The organism is Paraburkholderia xenovorans (assembly GCF_046030735.1).
Taxonomy (GTDB): Bacteria; Pseudomonadota; Gammaproteobacteria; order Burkholderiales; family Burkholderiaceae; genus Paraburkholderia; species Paraburkholderia xenovorans_A.
In genome coordinates this window covers 1-14,038 of the sequence record NZ_JAQQBV010000069.1, presented here as the reverse complement: position 1 = coordinate 14,038, position 14,038 = coordinate 1, and the positions used below count along the sequence as shown (strand labels likewise).

The window sequence follows — 14,038 nt, the reverse complement described above, 5'->3', positions numbered from 1 at the left end:
TAGGTGAGCCGAGCACCCGTGATGACCTGCCGGCCAAAGAGCGCCGTCACCGCACAGACGACACCCCAACCAAGTGCGCTAGCAGGCGGCACTGTGAGAGAGAACGCCAAAGCCAAAAAACACAATATCAGCCCCGCTGTCCCGGCCCCACACAGCAACACTCCTGCAGCCACCGATAGCGCACCCGCTGGTCGAAGTGTCATTCGTTTCGCAGAATTCATCATGTTTTCCATTAAGTCGCGGCGGGCGATGACAGCGTAGCGGCGAGTTGGCACAGCGCCGTCATCGCCGCAAAAATCGCTGCGGCGGTGTTCCACCGTGACTGCGCTCGAGCAGTGGTGAAGAAATCTGTCCCATCAACGCATATCGAGCCGTCGTGAAAAATACCGTCCTTCTTTGCGTGAGGGTACGGAACTCGGGCCATCGCAGACCGCCACCAACAATATGCCGATAGCGCTCCAATCACCAAAGCCTCCCACGTGAGAATCACTTGAACTGTCACGTCCACTTTTTTCGACCGATTCAGTGCGAGGCAACGGCCGCAACGGCTACCGCCGACAGGTTAATTGCAACGCACCCGGCTGTGTTCAGCGCCAAGTGACGCCAACCTTCCATTACGCGGATACCAATGAGATTGCTCAGAACGCCCCAGGCAAGCGACGCAAGAAAGAGTGCCTTGGCATATGCGCCGGGGTGATAGCCCGAAAACGCACAGACAGCAAGTACGACAACCAGCAAGACCGTCGCCGTCGCGGCCATAACCGTCACGTCAACGAACGTGGGCTTTCGAAGGTGAACGCCAAAAATTTGCATGCTTTTCCTTTACAACCCTTAATGTTCGAGATCAACTTTGTTGTCGCGCCGGATTGCCTCGGCGAGCACAATCAACGCGTTTCGCACGCGGGGACTCAGACCGCCGCCCATAGGCTCCCTGAACCGAAGCGATGCCATACCCGGCAGAAGTACGTATGCATCTGCGTCGCGGCCGATCATCACCGCAATCTGGTGATCGTCACCACGCTGCCCATCGCTATCGTCATGGACACGCGCGTAGATGACATCTGGCGAGAGGGTGCCAGGCCAGAACGGCGACTCCAGCAGTACTTCCATCGCTTCGCCAACTGTGCTTCCAGTTGGCACGACCGTAGCTCTCGTTCCAGTTCGCATATTTACCTTATCCGACTCGTTAGTTGGCGGACGCCGCTCGCCTCGCCAACTCGGCCAGCGTCTCGATGACCTTTGCCCGGGGCCGGCCAAGAACGACCGTTCCAGCGCAATCGGCGCCGTCACCCGAAAGCTTCATGATGTATGAATCACGACGCGAGAACAGCGCCAAAGGGTCACGCTCGATGATCGCCGTCGAGCCATCAACGAAGGCCACGATAATCCGTCCTCCCTCGCTGTCAGGCGTCACGTCGCGCACCCCGGGCATGGCCGTCAAGTCGCTGCCAACCTCAGTCTCGCTCATATCTGCTTTTCCGCAGTTGTCAGTGTGAGACGTGTGATGCGAGGTTGTCACTCAGGCCGGCAGCGGAAACTTGATGCCAGGGAACTTCGGTCGAACACGTTCTAGCAGTCTCTCAAACTGCTCTCGGTCGAGCAGTCGACCTAATGGTTCACGCTTCCGGAAAAGCTCTCGGGTACCCAAATGCAACGTGCAGCCTGTGAACCTGCTGCCTCCCACACAGTGCGCGTGCGGATTCGAAGGATAAGGATCAGCGTCGCTTTTATGGACGCGCCAGATCTCTCCGCATATCTTAACGTCGGCTTCAGAGAAAAACTGTCCATTGCGATTGACCCATGTCGCGGAGCCGACGCCGACATCCAGGAACTCACCAAAATCGACGAAAAATTCTCGAGTGAGGTCGTCCATGCTCGCATTGGCGCTGTTCCCGTTTTCGACATCCTGAAGCCAATCCTCGTGACCGACCCTCCACGCTTCCCGAGCCGCACTATCGACCGCGTATTGGTCGAAAACGGTGCTTTTTCTATACCCGCCGAGATACTCTTCGCTGAAGCCGCGCGCGTCCCAATTGGCGCGTCGCGCTTGCTGTTTCGGTCCCATCGCGTTTCCCCGTTTTCCGTGCTATTTCGCGTCTGCCACGATTCGATCAACAGTCGCGGTCACTGCTTCGTTAATCCGCTTGCTTTGTGCATTCATTTCTTCGCTTTCGCGATTCAGCCTGTACGCCTTCGTGAAGCAGACCGCGCAAAAAATGATCGTACTCAGCACGATCAAGCCGCGCAAAAATTCTCCTGTCGAAAGCTTTTGCGGCGCGCGCGGGGGCGCTGCGTGGCCGTCGTTGTGTTTGTGCATGTTTTTGCTCCCCTCCTGTTTTCCGAGTCAGTTAGTGCGCGTCGAGCGCGTCATTCCACAGCTTCATAATGCGCGCGGCGTCGGCACGTGACTCAGGGCTGTCCGGCCCCATCAGCGCTACTGTGAGGCCGCTACCGTCCTCCGCCTCCAACATCACCCAAGGCGTCGTCGGGTCTGCCACAGCAAACTTCGGCAGTCGTGCCGTGACAATCACTCGCCTTCGCGTGAACTTGCTTTCGTCAATCTGCATCATTTGCATGGCCGAATTTTCCGTGCTATTTCTCGTCGATGATGCGGCGAGCTTTTGCGATCGCATCCGATGCGATCTTCTCGTAGACGCGGACACGATGCGCCCGAAACTCGAAATCCGGCCAACGACGGACGCATTCGTCTAACGCTCGCTCGGCGTCGGCCTGCGTCATGGCCTTGTCGTACCCAGGCCACGGCTCATACACGTCCTCGCTTTCGCCCGCCCTTGCAAGCCGAACGAAGCGCTGGATGATCCAGTGGTCAGTGAGCGGGACTGTCATGCAATTTTCCGATCAGTTCTTCGGCGTCAACTCGGGTCGCCATTCGCGCACGATCCGCTCAAACTGTGGGCCAAATCCCAAGGTATCGGGGTAGACATTACAACGCACCGCCGCGCCGAACACTGTTATAACGTCCGCCGCGATTTCGTCGTCAAGACCCCAGGCGGAAGTGATATCGAAGCCGCCGCAACTTTTCGCGTTCCACCACGCCAAAAGAAAATCGGCGACGCGACGGCTTTGGCCCGTGTCGCGCTGCGCGTGATCGAGTAGCCGTTGGAGCGCTGCCTTCTCATCGCTGGTTATCGTAGCCATTCCAATGCTCCTGTTTTCCTTTGAGTGTACTCAATGAGTATATTGTAATTGTATATACTCATTGAGTAGTGTCAAGCACTTTCACTGCGATTTTCCAGAATCTCTCGTACGAACTTCCATGCCATGTCGGGCATGCTGCGATACTCGCTGGAATCAGGCGAAAGCAACCAGTTATCCAGTGCGCGTTTCTTCGCGCCGATCCGCTCTGCGAACTGCTCGCGCGTCATGCCCAACTCGCTCATTGCGTGACGCAAAAACTCCTGCTGCGTTTGAGGCATTCCCTTCTTCACGCTGCGATCCCCGACCGGTGGCTGTTCACTTCGTCGTACATCGCGTCGGGCGCGATATCGACCCCGTTCGGCCAGACCACGACGCCATTGCGGATCGTTGCCAGCGCAAAATACGATTCGTCGGCCAGCGGGGCGAACACACCGCTGAAATCATCCTTCGACATATCGACCACGCCCCGCAGTCCATCTGCAAACGCCACTTCGAGCCGGTGACCCGGCAACACCTTCAACTCGGTTACGTCCCATGCGATCATGATGCTCACTCCAAGGGAGAAATAGGTTTCGGCGTCGCGAGAGCGCGGCACAGTTCCCAATCCTCGTTGAGTTCTACCCGGTGCTCCGATGCCCATTCCAGGACGAGCGCGAGCGCCCGTTTCGGTAGCGATCCCCGGATAACCTCCAGGGTATCGATTCGAACCAGCGCCTCAAAGTCCCCATACCGGGCGTGAAAGTGGGCGGGGTTGTGGTCTCGCCAGTACATGCTGATGACGATTCCGAAAAACGCGCTGATGGTAGGCACACGGCCCTCCTAAAATATACTCACCGAGTATATTAATGCAAGATGCGCAAAGGGTCGAGCAATCACGAATTGCCCACTGTATATCGGCTGCAAGAGTGCCTGACTTTAAGCCACGTTACCTTGGCTTCGCCTGAAGGCACCCACGGTCATGAGGTGGAATTGCGCGATGCAGCAAATAACCTTATGACGGTCATCGCCCAGGGCTGATGGGCGTTTCGGGCATGCGAGCGAGCAGCTGAGCGTCGGAGGTCTTGGCCAACAAATGCTGCACTTGCACATTCCAGCCTACGCAACGCAATGGAACCAGTTGCCGCTCGTGCGCGCGTAGCTGGATGCAGGCGTCAGATAGCTCTCATAGAACGTCGCAGAACATCTGCCTGAGCCTTCTATCGGACACGGCCAGATAGGGCAAAACGTGGTCCAATTCTGCATGGCCTAGTAGCTGCTGCACCGTCTCAATATCGTGCCCTTGCTCCACAAGGTTACTGGCGAACGAGCGTCGGCCCGAATGGGACGACCCGCCGCGTATCCCCGCGTCCCTGTAGAGCTTTGTGACGTGGGATTGCAAGCTGTCACACGCAGAGTAATCGACCTGCTCCCCGGCCTCATTGACGCGGCGCTTGGTGTTCATCGCAAACTTGCGACCCTTGCCAGCAAGGACCAGGCAACTTGACGGCGCGAGTCCGCGATAGCGCTCTGCGGTTAGCTCGGTGCCCATGCCGCTCGCAATGCGATGGTTCAGATAGCACTCCAGAGCCGAAACGGTTTTGGGATGCGTGAGATAGACGCATCGCTGCCGACAACCCTTTGTGATTACGGCCCGGAGACTGACCTCTGAACGGATCGCTCCCGATGGAAACAGCACGTCTTGAACCTCGATTTGAGCTATTTCGCTGACGCGCATTCCGCACGTAATGCCTAGCAGAAGAACGAGACAATCGCGCTCGGGATGGCGCGATGTTGCAGACGTGACGGCTAGTAGATGCCGGATTTGAGCCGGTCGGAGTGTTGCAGCTTGGGCCATGCGCCCCTCTGAATGGGATTGGTTAAAGACATATTCAGAGAGCGATTTGATGAGCGTCTTTTTCAAGCGTATCACGGCTTGTTTATTCGATTCCTCGGAAAAACCGCACGCAAGGCGTTCATGACCTGCATACCAGAAGCGCCGATGGGCTAGAAGCGGCAGATGCCGGACGGTGACCGCAGGGGTGATTAAAGCGGTCCGAGAAGACGCCGATAAACAGGAATGGCCGCAGCTCGTTGACGATCTCGAACCGACCAGCGCTATCCGTCTTGCAAAGGAACGAAAAATGTCGGCCCGGCAACGCTTGACAGCATCGTGGACGTGGCAATCTTCAAAAGCTATCTTTTTTGATACGTCTTTTGCCCTAACAAGGAAGTTCACTCGGTGGGAAAATACTGTCATCCAGGGAAGAGTGAAGACGGCGGTTGCATCGGCATCACATCTGGTTCTTTACTGAAGGAATAAATATGTTTCAGGAAATTAGAGAAGGCAACGACAGGGTGCTGGTCTTTGTTGGATGTCTGCTTTCCCTGTTGCTTCTAGGCGCGGCGGCAGTCGGAGCAAAAATTGCGACAGGCGAACCGTCGGGCTTGACCTTTCTTGGAGTCGCGGGCGACCTATTTCTGCTTGGCGCATTGGAGGCAACGTTCCGGGAACAGCGTGGCGGTCCCGTACTGTGGCCGACGGCTCTAACGGTTCTCGCATTTGTCGCCGTAGTAGTCGCAATCGTGTTCGCGCGCGTTTATTACGAGCACGCCCGCATCCCCAACGCTGCCGTTTGGTTACGTCTGTTTTCTCTCTAGGCAGAGACGTATCAATCCAGGGGAATGCCGATTTGAAGCGAAATTCCGCGCGTAGGAAATCCCTGCGCGGCACGCGTAAGGAGCGAAGCTGCCGAACCCGCCGGATAGATTCGCGGTATGAACAGGGTAAAGGGCCGTGGTGCCGTGGCGGCTTTGATCAAGGGCGCCACAGCACCCGCCAATAAATAGGAATAGTCAGCGATCGCTCACAGCCTTGGTTCCAGGCTCGGGCATCCGTTACGCATAAAGCAGGCGTATCTACGGGTCGGTGCGACCGGGCTGGACTGCGTCGTGGACGTGGCAATCTTTAAAAGCTACATTTTTTCATGCACCATTTGCCTCAGCAGCCACATTCACCCGATGAGTAAATGACACGTTGTCGCCCCCGCGACACGGCGTTGAACGAGAAACCTTGCAACCGGTTTCGCGACAGGCGCGGTTCGATCCTCAGTAACACGTCTTCGGCACGGTTACCGACTCCGGCCGCGCCGTCTCGTTTGACCGGATGGTGGGCGGGCGAACGACTGAAGCGAAAAGATCGCCACCGCGAGCTAGACCGAGGACACGCATTGGGCGCACAAGCGCCCCGACAAGCGGCCGGTAGCCGTTGAGATCAGGAACATGGACATGACCTTCAGCGCACGCTTTAAACTGTCTGTAGCGGCGTATGCGCAGGGCTATGACGCCCTCAAACTAACCGACGGCGAGGTTCAACGGATTCAGCATATGAGCCCCTTCGGGCACACGCTCACTTTCAGCCCAGGCGCTGCGGGCAAAGCTTTGTCGGAACTCGCCGAGCTTTGGAATTGCGGACATCCAGGTGGAACTGTCTCTGTCGCACAGGCTGGTGGCGCTCGCGTTTCTCGCGTGCAGGCGGGCTACCAAGTCAATGCTCCCTATTATCGTCTGTTGGAAAAGCGTAAATAGGCCGGGAAAGCACGAATGCCTGATCGTTGTCGCCTCCAGCGGCAACCGTGAGTCGTCCCGACTCAGTAATTCACCGCACGCAAGGACCGAAAATGAAGAAAATTTTGTTTGTCGCGCTAACCGCTCTTGCCGCTGCTGCTCATGCGACGACGGCCACTGAATCGCTCGATCCGAAAAGCGGCACTGTCTTGACCGCAGGCACGTCAAACTTCACAGCGCCGAATGGCCAGGGCCAACGCATCCAAACGTTCAATACGGCAGTCTCCGTTGCGACTTCGACCGTCTCGGCTCCTGCGCGGGTGTTTTACGAAGTCACTTGGTCACATGATGGGAAGCGCACGATTTCGATGACCGCTGTGACGGACGACGGCCGGCCGACACCCCTCTCGACTACAACGAGTCAGAACTATCGCTCGTGCACCTCAGCCACGGCATGCAAGACGAACGAAGTGACCACCGGCCTGATGATTTCATTAACGCCGAGGATCACAACGGGCGGGTCTATCCTCACTTGCGGGGACATCGACGTGTCTCAGCTGGAGCGCCTAGATACCGTGCCAGAGAACGGCTATGTAACACAGCGTCCGGTTGTCAGCACGATGAGTAATCATTCGAAATTCTCACTCAAAAGCGGACAAACGCTCGTACTGCCGTTTGATGAGAAGGATGGGAAATACACGCTGACGATCGAAGCCAAGATCGTTTAATCACGGTCGTCAAGCCTGTGGTCAAACCTGCTCGCTGCCGCTTTTACGCCGCAGCAACGGTGGAACGAATTGAATCGGAAAGGACCTGGGCGCGAATTGCGCACCGTATGTGGCCGGTCGCCACGCTAAGGAACAAATGATGAAGAAGATTGCCTTCACGCTGCTGCTCTGCGCAGTCGCTGCCGCTAAAGTGGCCAACGCGGAAGAGTCATCGGGTGCCGCGTACAAAATCAGCGTTCCGGCCGTTCCCGCCTTTGTGCCGTCGAAAGTTTATGACGATGGCAAGTTCACGTTCATTCAGTTGCAGAAGCCATATCGTGGCGCGCTGCCGGTTGTGTTCGCGGTGGCTGCCGACGGAAGTCGCGAAGTCGTGAACTTCAGATGGGACGATCAGAACTCGCGTCTGGTAGTTTCTGGTGTACTCGAGCGTGTCGTTCTGATGAACGGCGACGAAGTCGTCACTATCAATCGTTCCTGACGGACGCAGTGGGGAGTGCGATGAAACAGAAGCACGGGAGCGAGCAGGCCGACATCTCGTTGCGAGAGTGGCTGGTTCGCGTGACCAGCGTGACTCTGGCGTTCGGCACCGCAATTCTGGCTGCAGGCGGACTCGTCATCGTCGCGATGACGGCGCTTTTGCCCAGGATTGATAGTCAGAGCTACAGCGGCGCGGTCTGCATCTGGCTTGCATGGCTTTCGGGGATGTTCGGGCTTCGTCCTATGGCTCAGTGGCTCGACCGAGAGTTTCTGAGTACCTTCGGTGGACTGGAGCCTTTGCCTCCGCGCCGCAGGCAGGAATCGGAGTAGCTCTCAATTTCCTCTGTCTTCGATACCCGCCTCCTTCGCCCGGATCTCGGCAATCCGCGCGAAGATGGCGGGGTCAAATTCAGCGTGTCCATCATCGAGTGGACATGTTGCGGCGGCGTCGAGCAGGAATCGGCGGGGTGCGAAAGCGTCAGGATCTGTGGCCGAGCGGCGGGCCCAGCCGCGGGAAATCCACGACTCGACGCATTGCCTATCGCCGATCAGCGTTCCGAACGCGTCCGCGCGCGCGAGGTAACAGATAGCCGTGCCCTCCTCGCTGAAATATTCGTACGCGACCATGAGGAGTACTTGTTGGAAAGGTGTGTACCCGTCGATATCGTCGTCATCCGCATCAACGTCGGCTGCGGGCGGCCCGGAAGAATACACAGTGTCCCAGTCATAGAAGACGTCGACCGACAGTTCATACGCCTGTCGGAACAATTCGGGGATCATGGCGGGAATTTGCATGCGCGTATCGGCCGGTGACGGCTGTAGAGAAAACGGTTGCCTTCCCTGGTATAGGAAAATCGCGGAGCGGATGCAAGTTCGACCGGCTGACAGGCTAAAACATCCCGTCAGACTTGACTATCGCCGCGAGCCCGTAAAATAGGCGCTTCACCAATCTATGAAGGAATTGAGAACCGATGAGTAGCTATAAACAACTGTTGGCAAAAAGAGAAGAGCTCGAGGCCGAGATCGAGCTGGCAAAGCAGGCCGAAGCGTCGGTCGCCCTCGAACAGATCCGCGAGCAGGTACAACTGTTCGGCTTCACGCCCGAAGACGTGTTTGGCAAGCCCGGGAAGAAAGCGAAGCGTGTTCTCGCTCCATCGACGAACCTCTTCCGGAACCCGCATACCGGCGATGCCTGGACAGGCCGAGGGCGCATGCCAGCCTGGCTGAAGGACCAGGACATCGAGCAATTCCGGGTTAGCGCGTGACAGCGCAGTCGCTCACCGGACGGCAGGTACGCCCACGCATCTACCTCGCGGGATTCGACGTTTTCAGACCCGATGCACTGGAATACGGCCGCTCATTGCAGCGACTGTGCGATAGCTTTGGATTTGACGCTCACTACCCTCTCGACAGCGCGCCGCCGGCGTCCATCGGACGCAGCGAACGCGCGGCGTGGATCTACAGCGCGAACGTCGAAGCGATCCGACGCGCCGACATCGTGCTGGCGAACCTGAACGATTTCCGCGGCGCGGGCGAGCCTGACTCGGGCACCGCGTTCGAGGTGGGCTTTGCTGTTGCGCTGGGCAAGGAAGTCTGGGGATATTGCCGCGACGGCGCTGCGCTGCTGGAGCGAGTCCCTGGCAACATGTCGGCCGACGGGCGCCTGTGTAAAAGGGGTTTCCTGATCGAAGACTTCGGGCTGCCCGTGAACCTCATGATCGCATGTGCAGCACGCATCGTGACGGGTGGTCCACAGGAGTGTCTGCGCGCAATCATGGTTGCCCACGGGACAGGAAACACCCCTTCCCGCTATAGACTGACGGGCGGATCGGAGATCCGCCAGGTGTAGGGGTGAGCGCAATTCAGTATATAAGGTGAGGTGTGTGTGACTGTTCCTGATTTGTGGGTGACGCAGCCCCATGACGCCTATCGTGAATGGCAAAACAACGAAGCGGCGGGCGCCGATCGACGCCGCTTCTCCGTCCGCTCGATCGTTCAGCACACTGCGATGTTCGAGCGGTTCATGCGACATCTTGTCCAACACCGCGTGACGCTGGCCACCTTCGGTGCAGAGCATCTTGAGTCGTTTTTCGGCGACGTCGACAACCGCTGCGCTCCGGGCACGACAACCCGCCTGCGTTACACCAAGCTCCTTGACAGACTCTGTCGCCACCTCGTTGACGTTGGCGTTCGCTCCAGCAATCCCGCGATGGCGTTTGCCGCGGCAGCCGTTTGGCCCGAAGATGAGCCCGAGCCACTTTTTCTCAACCCTGTGGCCGATGCCGCCCTGCAGGATCACGTCCAGCCAGATACGGCCGACGATACCCGCATCGCGCGCAACCGGGCGGTGGTCTCGCTCCTGCTCGGTGCGGGCGTCACGGCGGCCGAGCTACGCGGTGCGCTCACACAGAACGTCATTCTCGATGGCGTACGGCCGCGGGTGTTCGTCCCGAAGCGGGCTGGCCGCCTCGAACGCATCATCGCCCTGCCCCCATTCAGCACGCCGGCATTGCGTGCGTGGCAGCAGCGTCATGCGCCTTCCGGCGAGGCGTTGCTGTTTCCAGCGCCCCGCGACTGCGACCGGCCGATGAATGATGTTCTGCTCGGCGCGATCGTACGGGAGGCGCTCGACGCGATCGGCTTCGTTGCACCCGACATGAGCCCCCGCGTCATTCGCAACACGTTCGCGCGGCGGCATCTCATCGCCGGGAGGACCAACGAAGAAGTGAGCCGCGCCCTTGGTCTTGCCAGCCAGCGCACGGTGATCCGTTTGCGGGCAACCCTCGCACGCGACGGCTAGATTCCCGGCCACCGACCGGCGGCAACGCCTTGACTTTCGTCAGCACTCCATAGGCTGGGTTTGCCTGTCCATCCGGACAGGTCAACTCACCGATGGAGTTTTCATGAGTTATCAGGGCAATTTCAGGGACATCGTCTACCCCGACGAAAGCGGATCCCCATGTGTGCTGCAGTACCGCATAGTGTTCACCAACACACCCGAGTTGCTGGCGGTCGTTCACCTGCAACACAGTGACCCGTCGTTTGCGAGTCCCGTCACATCGCTCACGATTCGTGACCAGGTTCTGAACCGCATCATTTCGACGGAGCTTGCGGGAATCCGTATCAGTTCGCTGCGAGTCGTCATCGAAGACGGCAGTGGCGCGTTCGAATTTCCGCTCGAATTCGATCTGCACGATTACCTGCTGCAGGGGCGACCTTACGAGTCGTCCCCGGTGCCGGCGGCCGGCGGCCGGTTCAGGGAGGAAATCTCGATCAGTTCCGACCGCATCATCGCTGGCAACGCACGCGTTCACACCGCGCACGCTCAGCCTCACGCCCTGTCCGTGGAAGTCGCCGACGCGATCGCCTAGGCGTTGAGGGAGAGACTGCGGCCGGTAGCCGCTAACTGACAGACCGGCGCGCCTGGATAGCGCGCCGTTTTCTTTTGGCTTTTGCTCCGTCGCTGACTTCCCAGTGAGCGAAACTGATCAGTGGAACAGCTTGACACCGGACGCCGTCCGATAAGCTTCAGCCACCCCGATCACCCCGCCGACAATGACTACCGCAACGCTTAAGCCCACCGACGAGCAGCACGCCGCAATCGACGCCGCAGCCGACGGTCAACATCTGAAAGTGAAGGCGTACGCTGGCGCCACGAAGACGTCGACGCTGAACATGATCGCATCGCGCCTTTCGACGCAGCGCGGCAAATACCTCGCGTTCAACAAGGACATTGTCGCGGAGGCGCGACGCAAACTGCCCGCGAACGTTTCGCCGCAGACATGGCATTCGCTTGCCTTCTCGGCGAGCGACCGCGCATTGACCGCCCGGCTCAATCTTGCGAAGGAGCCGCCTCACCATCTCGCTTCCCGCTATGGGCTTGGCCCGGTCAGAGTGCCAACGGTGATCGGGAAATCGGTCGAGCTCTCAGCGTTTCAGGTCGGCCGGATGGTCGCCGACGGCAGCGCGCGGTTCTGCCGGTCGGCGCAGGCCACTCCAGAGGCCTGGCACATTCCCGTGGACGAGAAGATCGACGAAACGAGCGCCGCGCAGTTGCGGGACATGCTTCTTCCCCACGTGATCCGCCATTGGGAGGAAAGCATCGACCCGAAGGGGCGATCCGCAATCACGCCCGACGTGTATCTGAAAACGTGGGCGCTCTCGCGGCCGCGCATCCCCGCTGACTTTATCCTCATCGACGAGGCGCAGGATAGCGACGGCCTGATGCTTTCCGTCATGCGCCTTCAGAAAGATGCACAGGCGATCTACGCGGGCGATCCGTACCAGCAGATCTATGAATGGCGCGGCGCCGTGAACGCGATGGAATACATCAACGCGAGGCAATGCACGTTGACCATGTCGTTCCGGTTCGGCCGGACGTTCGCAGCGCTCGCCTCCCGGGTGCTTCAGTTACTTGGAGAACCGGTGCCGCTGCGGGGCCAGCCGGCGATCAGGTCGACACTGATCGAGGATATGGCATCGCAACCGCAGGTCGACGCCGTCCTGTGCCGGAAGAACGTGACGGTGGTCGGCGCGCTGGCCAGCGGGCTGACTGCCGGCCACAAGGTCGCCGTGAGAGCGAACGTCGAGGAGATTCTTGCGTTCGCCGACGGCGCCGACCGGCTGATGCGCGGTGAGCGCGCGTACAAGCCCGCGTCGCTGACGCTCTTCGAGTCGTGGCAGGACGTCCAGGACTACGCCGCTGGCTTCGCTGGCCGCGACCTGCTGCCGATCGTCCAGATCATCGACCGCGAGGGAACAGATTATCTGAGGGAACTGCTTTCGAGGGTGTCGCCAGAGGCGGAGGCGGATTACGTCGTCTCCACGATTCACCGGGCGAAGGGCCTCGAGTGGGATCGGGTGAAGGTCATGGGCGACTTCCGGTTCAGGAACGAGGATGACGGGCGCACAACCATGGCCGATGACGAGAAGCGACTGCTGTACGTAGGCCTGACACGCGCCCGCCAGATCATGGATGTGTCAGACCTCAGGCACGACCTGCTGAACCTGTTCCAGAGCACCTGAGCAGGTCTCCGGTGTGCCGCTCAGAAACGGATACGCTCGGATTTGATGTCCTCCGCAAGCAGGTTCGCGTCGACATGGCTGATCACCCTGTTCCCCCCGCGAGGCTTTCGAAAACCGGAAGCCGGTCAGACGCATGAGTGGCGCGACAGCGTAGGCCGCGGCGCGCGTCAGCTCGTAGTGAACTCGAAGGAATTCATGATTGAGATTGTCCCTAGGTTGATACCGTTCGCCGCTGTGAAGCCGTGGGCCTCAGCGATATGCTGTCGACACCGCCGCCGTTACCTGTTCGTCTGTTCGAACGCACGAGTCAAGATCCCTGCTCGCCTTGTGACGCAAACTCAGGACATCCATGCTCTGATTGATTCGCAATAGTCGGAGAACAGCAATGAAGGGATTGGGGAATGCCGTATCTAAAAGCAATGTCGATGGCCTCTGTACCGACGTGGTCGATGCCGTGAAGAGTCTCAGCCTACGGTAATCGCTGGCGAGATTCCCAACGCGTCTAATGTGCGTGGGAGGCACTCATCTCGAAGACTGAAACCGGTCCGAACTCTTTCTATTGATGCATGACGGACCGCTTCCATTTCTTCAGGGCGTTCAAACACATGCACGATTGAATCTACAAGCTCTGCCTGAGCGAAAAATTCCACCAGAAAACCGGTTCGTCCATTCTCTATGACCTCTTCTACTGGAGCCGTCCTTGAGCCAATAACAATGGCACCGGTAGCCATCGCCTCAAGCATTGACCATGACAATACAAAAGGATAGGTCAGATAGACATGGGCGGTAGCAATCTGCAGCACCCTCAAATAATCTGTATAGGGCAGACGGCCGAGAAAGTGAACTCGAGTCAACTCAATCTGTGCGCCGACTTCCGCGAGGTACTTCTCGCGGTAGGTGAGTGTATCTGACGGCCTGCCATACGAAATGTCGTCGCCGCCGACGATCAGCACGTGGGCATGCGGCAGTTGTCGTTGGATCTCCGGCAATGCACGCATGAAGATATGGAATCCTCGGTACGGCTCGAGATTCCGGCTTACATACGTGATGACCTGGTTTGCCTTTGTTAAGGTCAACGACTTCTGTGGCAGATACACCCGCGCCGC

24 protein-coding genes are annotated in these 14,038 nt (G+C 58.6%); 12 read left to right on the top strand and 12 right to left on the bottom strand.

Features of this window, described 5'->3' with window-relative positions:
* Positions 1 to 522 precede the first annotated feature (522 nt).
* The 3 genes from PQQ51_RS33540 to PQQ51_RS33530 form a co-directional block, all read right to left on the bottom strand.
* Positions 523 to 813, bottom strand: coding sequence for a hypothetical protein (locus tag PQQ51_RS33540; protein WP_408501490.1), 291 nt, complete (start codon positions 811 to 813; stop codon positions 523 to 525).
* A gap of 18 nt (positions 814 to 831) precedes the next feature.
* Positions 832 to 1,110 carry a hypothetical protein gene (locus PQQ51_RS33535; protein WP_408501489.1) on the bottom strand — a complete coding sequence of 93 codons (279 nt, stop codon included), beginning with the start codon at positions 1,108 to 1,110 and terminating at the stop codon, positions 832 to 834.
* Positions 1,111 to 1,186: 76 nt separating this feature from the next.
* The gene (locus tag PQQ51_RS33530; protein WP_408501488.1) at positions 1,187 to 1,468 is read right to left on the bottom strand and encodes a hypothetical protein; all 282 of its coding nucleotides are present in this window, start codon (positions 1,466 to 1,468) and stop codon (positions 1,187 to 1,189) included.
* A 261-nt stretch (positions 1,469 to 1,729) separates the two neighbouring features.
* Between PQQ51_RS33530 and PQQ51_RS33525 the strand changes: the two genes are divergently transcribed.
* Positions 1,730 to 2,386, top strand: coding sequence for a hypothetical protein (locus tag PQQ51_RS33525; RefSeq protein ID WP_408501487.1), 657 nt, complete (start codon positions 1,730 to 1,732; stop codon positions 2,384 to 2,386).
* Here the strand turns inward: PQQ51_RS33525 and PQQ51_RS33520 are convergent.
* From PQQ51_RS33520 to PQQ51_RS33490, 7 genes are all read right to left on the bottom strand, one after another.
* Entirely contained in the window at positions 2,349 to 2,576 is a 228-nt protein-coding gene (locus tag PQQ51_RS33520; protein WP_408501486.1) for a hypothetical protein, read from the bottom strand. The two genes, PQQ51_RS33525 and PQQ51_RS33520, sit on opposite strands and share 38 nt — an antisense overlap.
* 16 nt (positions 2,577 to 2,592) lie before the next feature.
* A complete protein-coding gene (locus tag PQQ51_RS33515) occupies positions 2,593 to 2,847 on the bottom strand; it encodes a hypothetical protein (RefSeq protein ID WP_408501485.1) in 255 nt (84 codons plus the stop codon).
* Between the two features lie 12 nt (positions 2,848 to 2,859).
* Positions 2,860 to 3,159: a DUF7673 family protein gene (locus tag PQQ51_RS33510; protein WP_408501484.1), complete on the bottom strand. Its 300-nt coding sequence runs from the start codon at positions 3,157 to 3,159 to the stop codon at positions 2,860 to 2,862.
* A gap of 71 nt (positions 3,160 to 3,230) precedes the next feature.
* The gene (locus PQQ51_RS33505) at positions 3,231 to 3,386 is read right to left on the bottom strand and encodes a transcriptional regulator (protein ID WP_260324234.1); all 156 of its coding nucleotides are present in this window, start codon (positions 3,384 to 3,386) and stop codon (positions 3,231 to 3,233) included.
* A 59-nt stretch (positions 3,387 to 3,445) separates the two neighbouring features.
* Positions 3,446 to 3,703: a DUF2442 domain-containing protein gene (locus tag PQQ51_RS33500; RefSeq protein ID WP_408501483.1), complete on the bottom strand. Its 258-nt coding sequence runs from the start codon at positions 3,701 to 3,703 to the stop codon at positions 3,446 to 3,448.
* Between the two features lie 5 nt (positions 3,704 to 3,708).
* Positions 3,709 to 3,969 (bottom strand): DUF4160 domain-containing protein, encoded by a 261-nt coding sequence (locus PQQ51_RS33495; protein ID WP_408501482.1) that lies wholly within the window; start codon positions 3,967 to 3,969, stop codon positions 3,709 to 3,711.
* 352 nt (positions 3,970 to 4,321) lie between these two features.
* Positions 4,322 to 4,993 (bottom strand): tyrosine-type recombinase/integrase, encoded by a 672-nt coding sequence (locus PQQ51_RS33490; protein WP_408501491.1) that lies wholly within the window; start codon positions 4,991 to 4,993, stop codon positions 4,322 to 4,324.
* A 172-nt stretch (positions 4,994 to 5,165) separates the two neighbouring features.
* Between PQQ51_RS33490 and PQQ51_RS33485 the strand changes: the two genes are divergently transcribed.
* From PQQ51_RS33485 to PQQ51_RS33460, 6 genes are all read left to right on the top strand, one after another.
* Entirely contained in the window at positions 5,166 to 5,450 is a 285-nt protein-coding gene (locus PQQ51_RS33485) for a hypothetical protein (RefSeq protein WP_408501481.1), read from the top strand.
* A 10-nt stretch (positions 5,451 to 5,460) separates the two neighbouring features.
* Positions 5,461 to 5,796, top strand: a complete 336-nt coding sequence (locus PQQ51_RS33480) for a hypothetical protein (protein WP_408501480.1) — start codon at positions 5,461 to 5,463, stop codon at positions 5,794 to 5,796.
* Between the two features lie 627 nt (positions 5,797 to 6,423).
* Positions 6,424 to 6,723: a hypothetical protein gene (locus PQQ51_RS33475; protein ID WP_408501479.1), complete on the top strand. Its 300-nt coding sequence runs from the start codon at positions 6,424 to 6,426 to the stop codon at positions 6,721 to 6,723.
* A gap of 92 nt (positions 6,724 to 6,815) precedes the next feature.
* Positions 6,816 to 7,430, top strand: coding sequence for a secretin GspD/PilQ domain-containing protein (locus PQQ51_RS33470; RefSeq protein ID WP_408501478.1), 615 nt, complete (start codon positions 6,816 to 6,818; stop codon positions 7,428 to 7,430).
* 139 nt (positions 7,431 to 7,569) lie between these two features.
* Positions 7,570 to 7,908 carry a TrbG/VirB9 family P-type conjugative transfer protein gene (locus PQQ51_RS33465; RefSeq protein ID WP_408501477.1) on the top strand — a complete coding sequence of 113 codons (339 nt, stop codon included), beginning with the start codon at positions 7,570 to 7,572 and terminating at the stop codon, positions 7,906 to 7,908.
* Between the two features lie 20 nt (positions 7,909 to 7,928).
* Positions 7,929 to 8,237: a hypothetical protein gene (locus tag PQQ51_RS33460; RefSeq protein ID WP_408501476.1), complete on the top strand. Its 309-nt coding sequence runs from the start codon at positions 7,929 to 7,931 to the stop codon at positions 8,235 to 8,237.
* A gap of 3 nt (positions 8,238 to 8,240) precedes the next feature.
* Here the strand turns inward: PQQ51_RS33460 and PQQ51_RS33455 are convergent, their stop codons facing one another.
* Entirely contained in the window at positions 8,241 to 8,702 is a 462-nt protein-coding gene (locus PQQ51_RS33455; RefSeq protein WP_408501475.1) for a hypothetical protein, read from the bottom strand.
* A 176-nt stretch (positions 8,703 to 8,878) separates the two neighbouring features.
* On the opposite strand from PQQ51_RS33455, the gene PQQ51_RS33450 reads away from it, so the two are divergent.
* The 5 genes from PQQ51_RS33450 (at position 8,879) to PQQ51_RS33430 (ending at position 12,932) form a co-directional block, all read left to right on the top strand.
* Positions 8,879 to 9,172: an H-NS histone family protein gene (locus PQQ51_RS33450; protein WP_408501474.1), complete on the top strand. Its 294-nt coding sequence runs from the start codon at positions 8,879 to 8,881 to the stop codon at positions 9,170 to 9,172.
* Entirely contained in the window at positions 9,169 to 9,756 is a 588-nt protein-coding gene (locus PQQ51_RS33445; RefSeq protein ID WP_408501473.1) for a nucleoside 2-deoxyribosyltransferase, read from the top strand. Before PQQ51_RS33450 ends, PQQ51_RS33445 begins: the two co-directional genes overlap by 4 nt.
* Positions 9,757 to 9,792: 36 nt before the next feature.
* Positions 9,793 to 10,707 carry a tyrosine-type recombinase/integrase gene (locus PQQ51_RS33440; RefSeq protein ID WP_408501472.1) on the top strand — a complete coding sequence of 305 codons (915 nt, stop codon included), beginning with the start codon at positions 9,793 to 9,795 and terminating at the stop codon, positions 10,705 to 10,707.
* A gap of 103 nt (positions 10,708 to 10,810) precedes the next feature.
* Positions 10,811 to 11,278, top strand: a complete 468-nt coding sequence (locus PQQ51_RS33435; RefSeq protein ID WP_408501471.1) for a hypothetical protein — start codon at positions 10,811 to 10,813, stop codon at positions 11,276 to 11,278.
* 184 nt (positions 11,279 to 11,462) lie between these two features.
* Positions 11,463 to 12,932, top strand: a complete 1,470-nt coding sequence (locus tag PQQ51_RS33430; protein WP_408501470.1) for a 3'-5' exonuclease — start codon at positions 11,463 to 11,465, stop codon at positions 12,930 to 12,932.
* A 464-nt stretch (positions 12,933 to 13,396) separates the two neighbouring features.
* Here PQQ51_RS33430 and PQQ51_RS33425 read toward each other — a convergent pair.
* Positions 13,397 to 14,038, bottom strand: a 642-nt coding sequence (locus tag PQQ51_RS33425; RefSeq protein ID WP_408501469.1) for a glycosyltransferase, incomplete at its 5' end; no start/stop codon positions are given.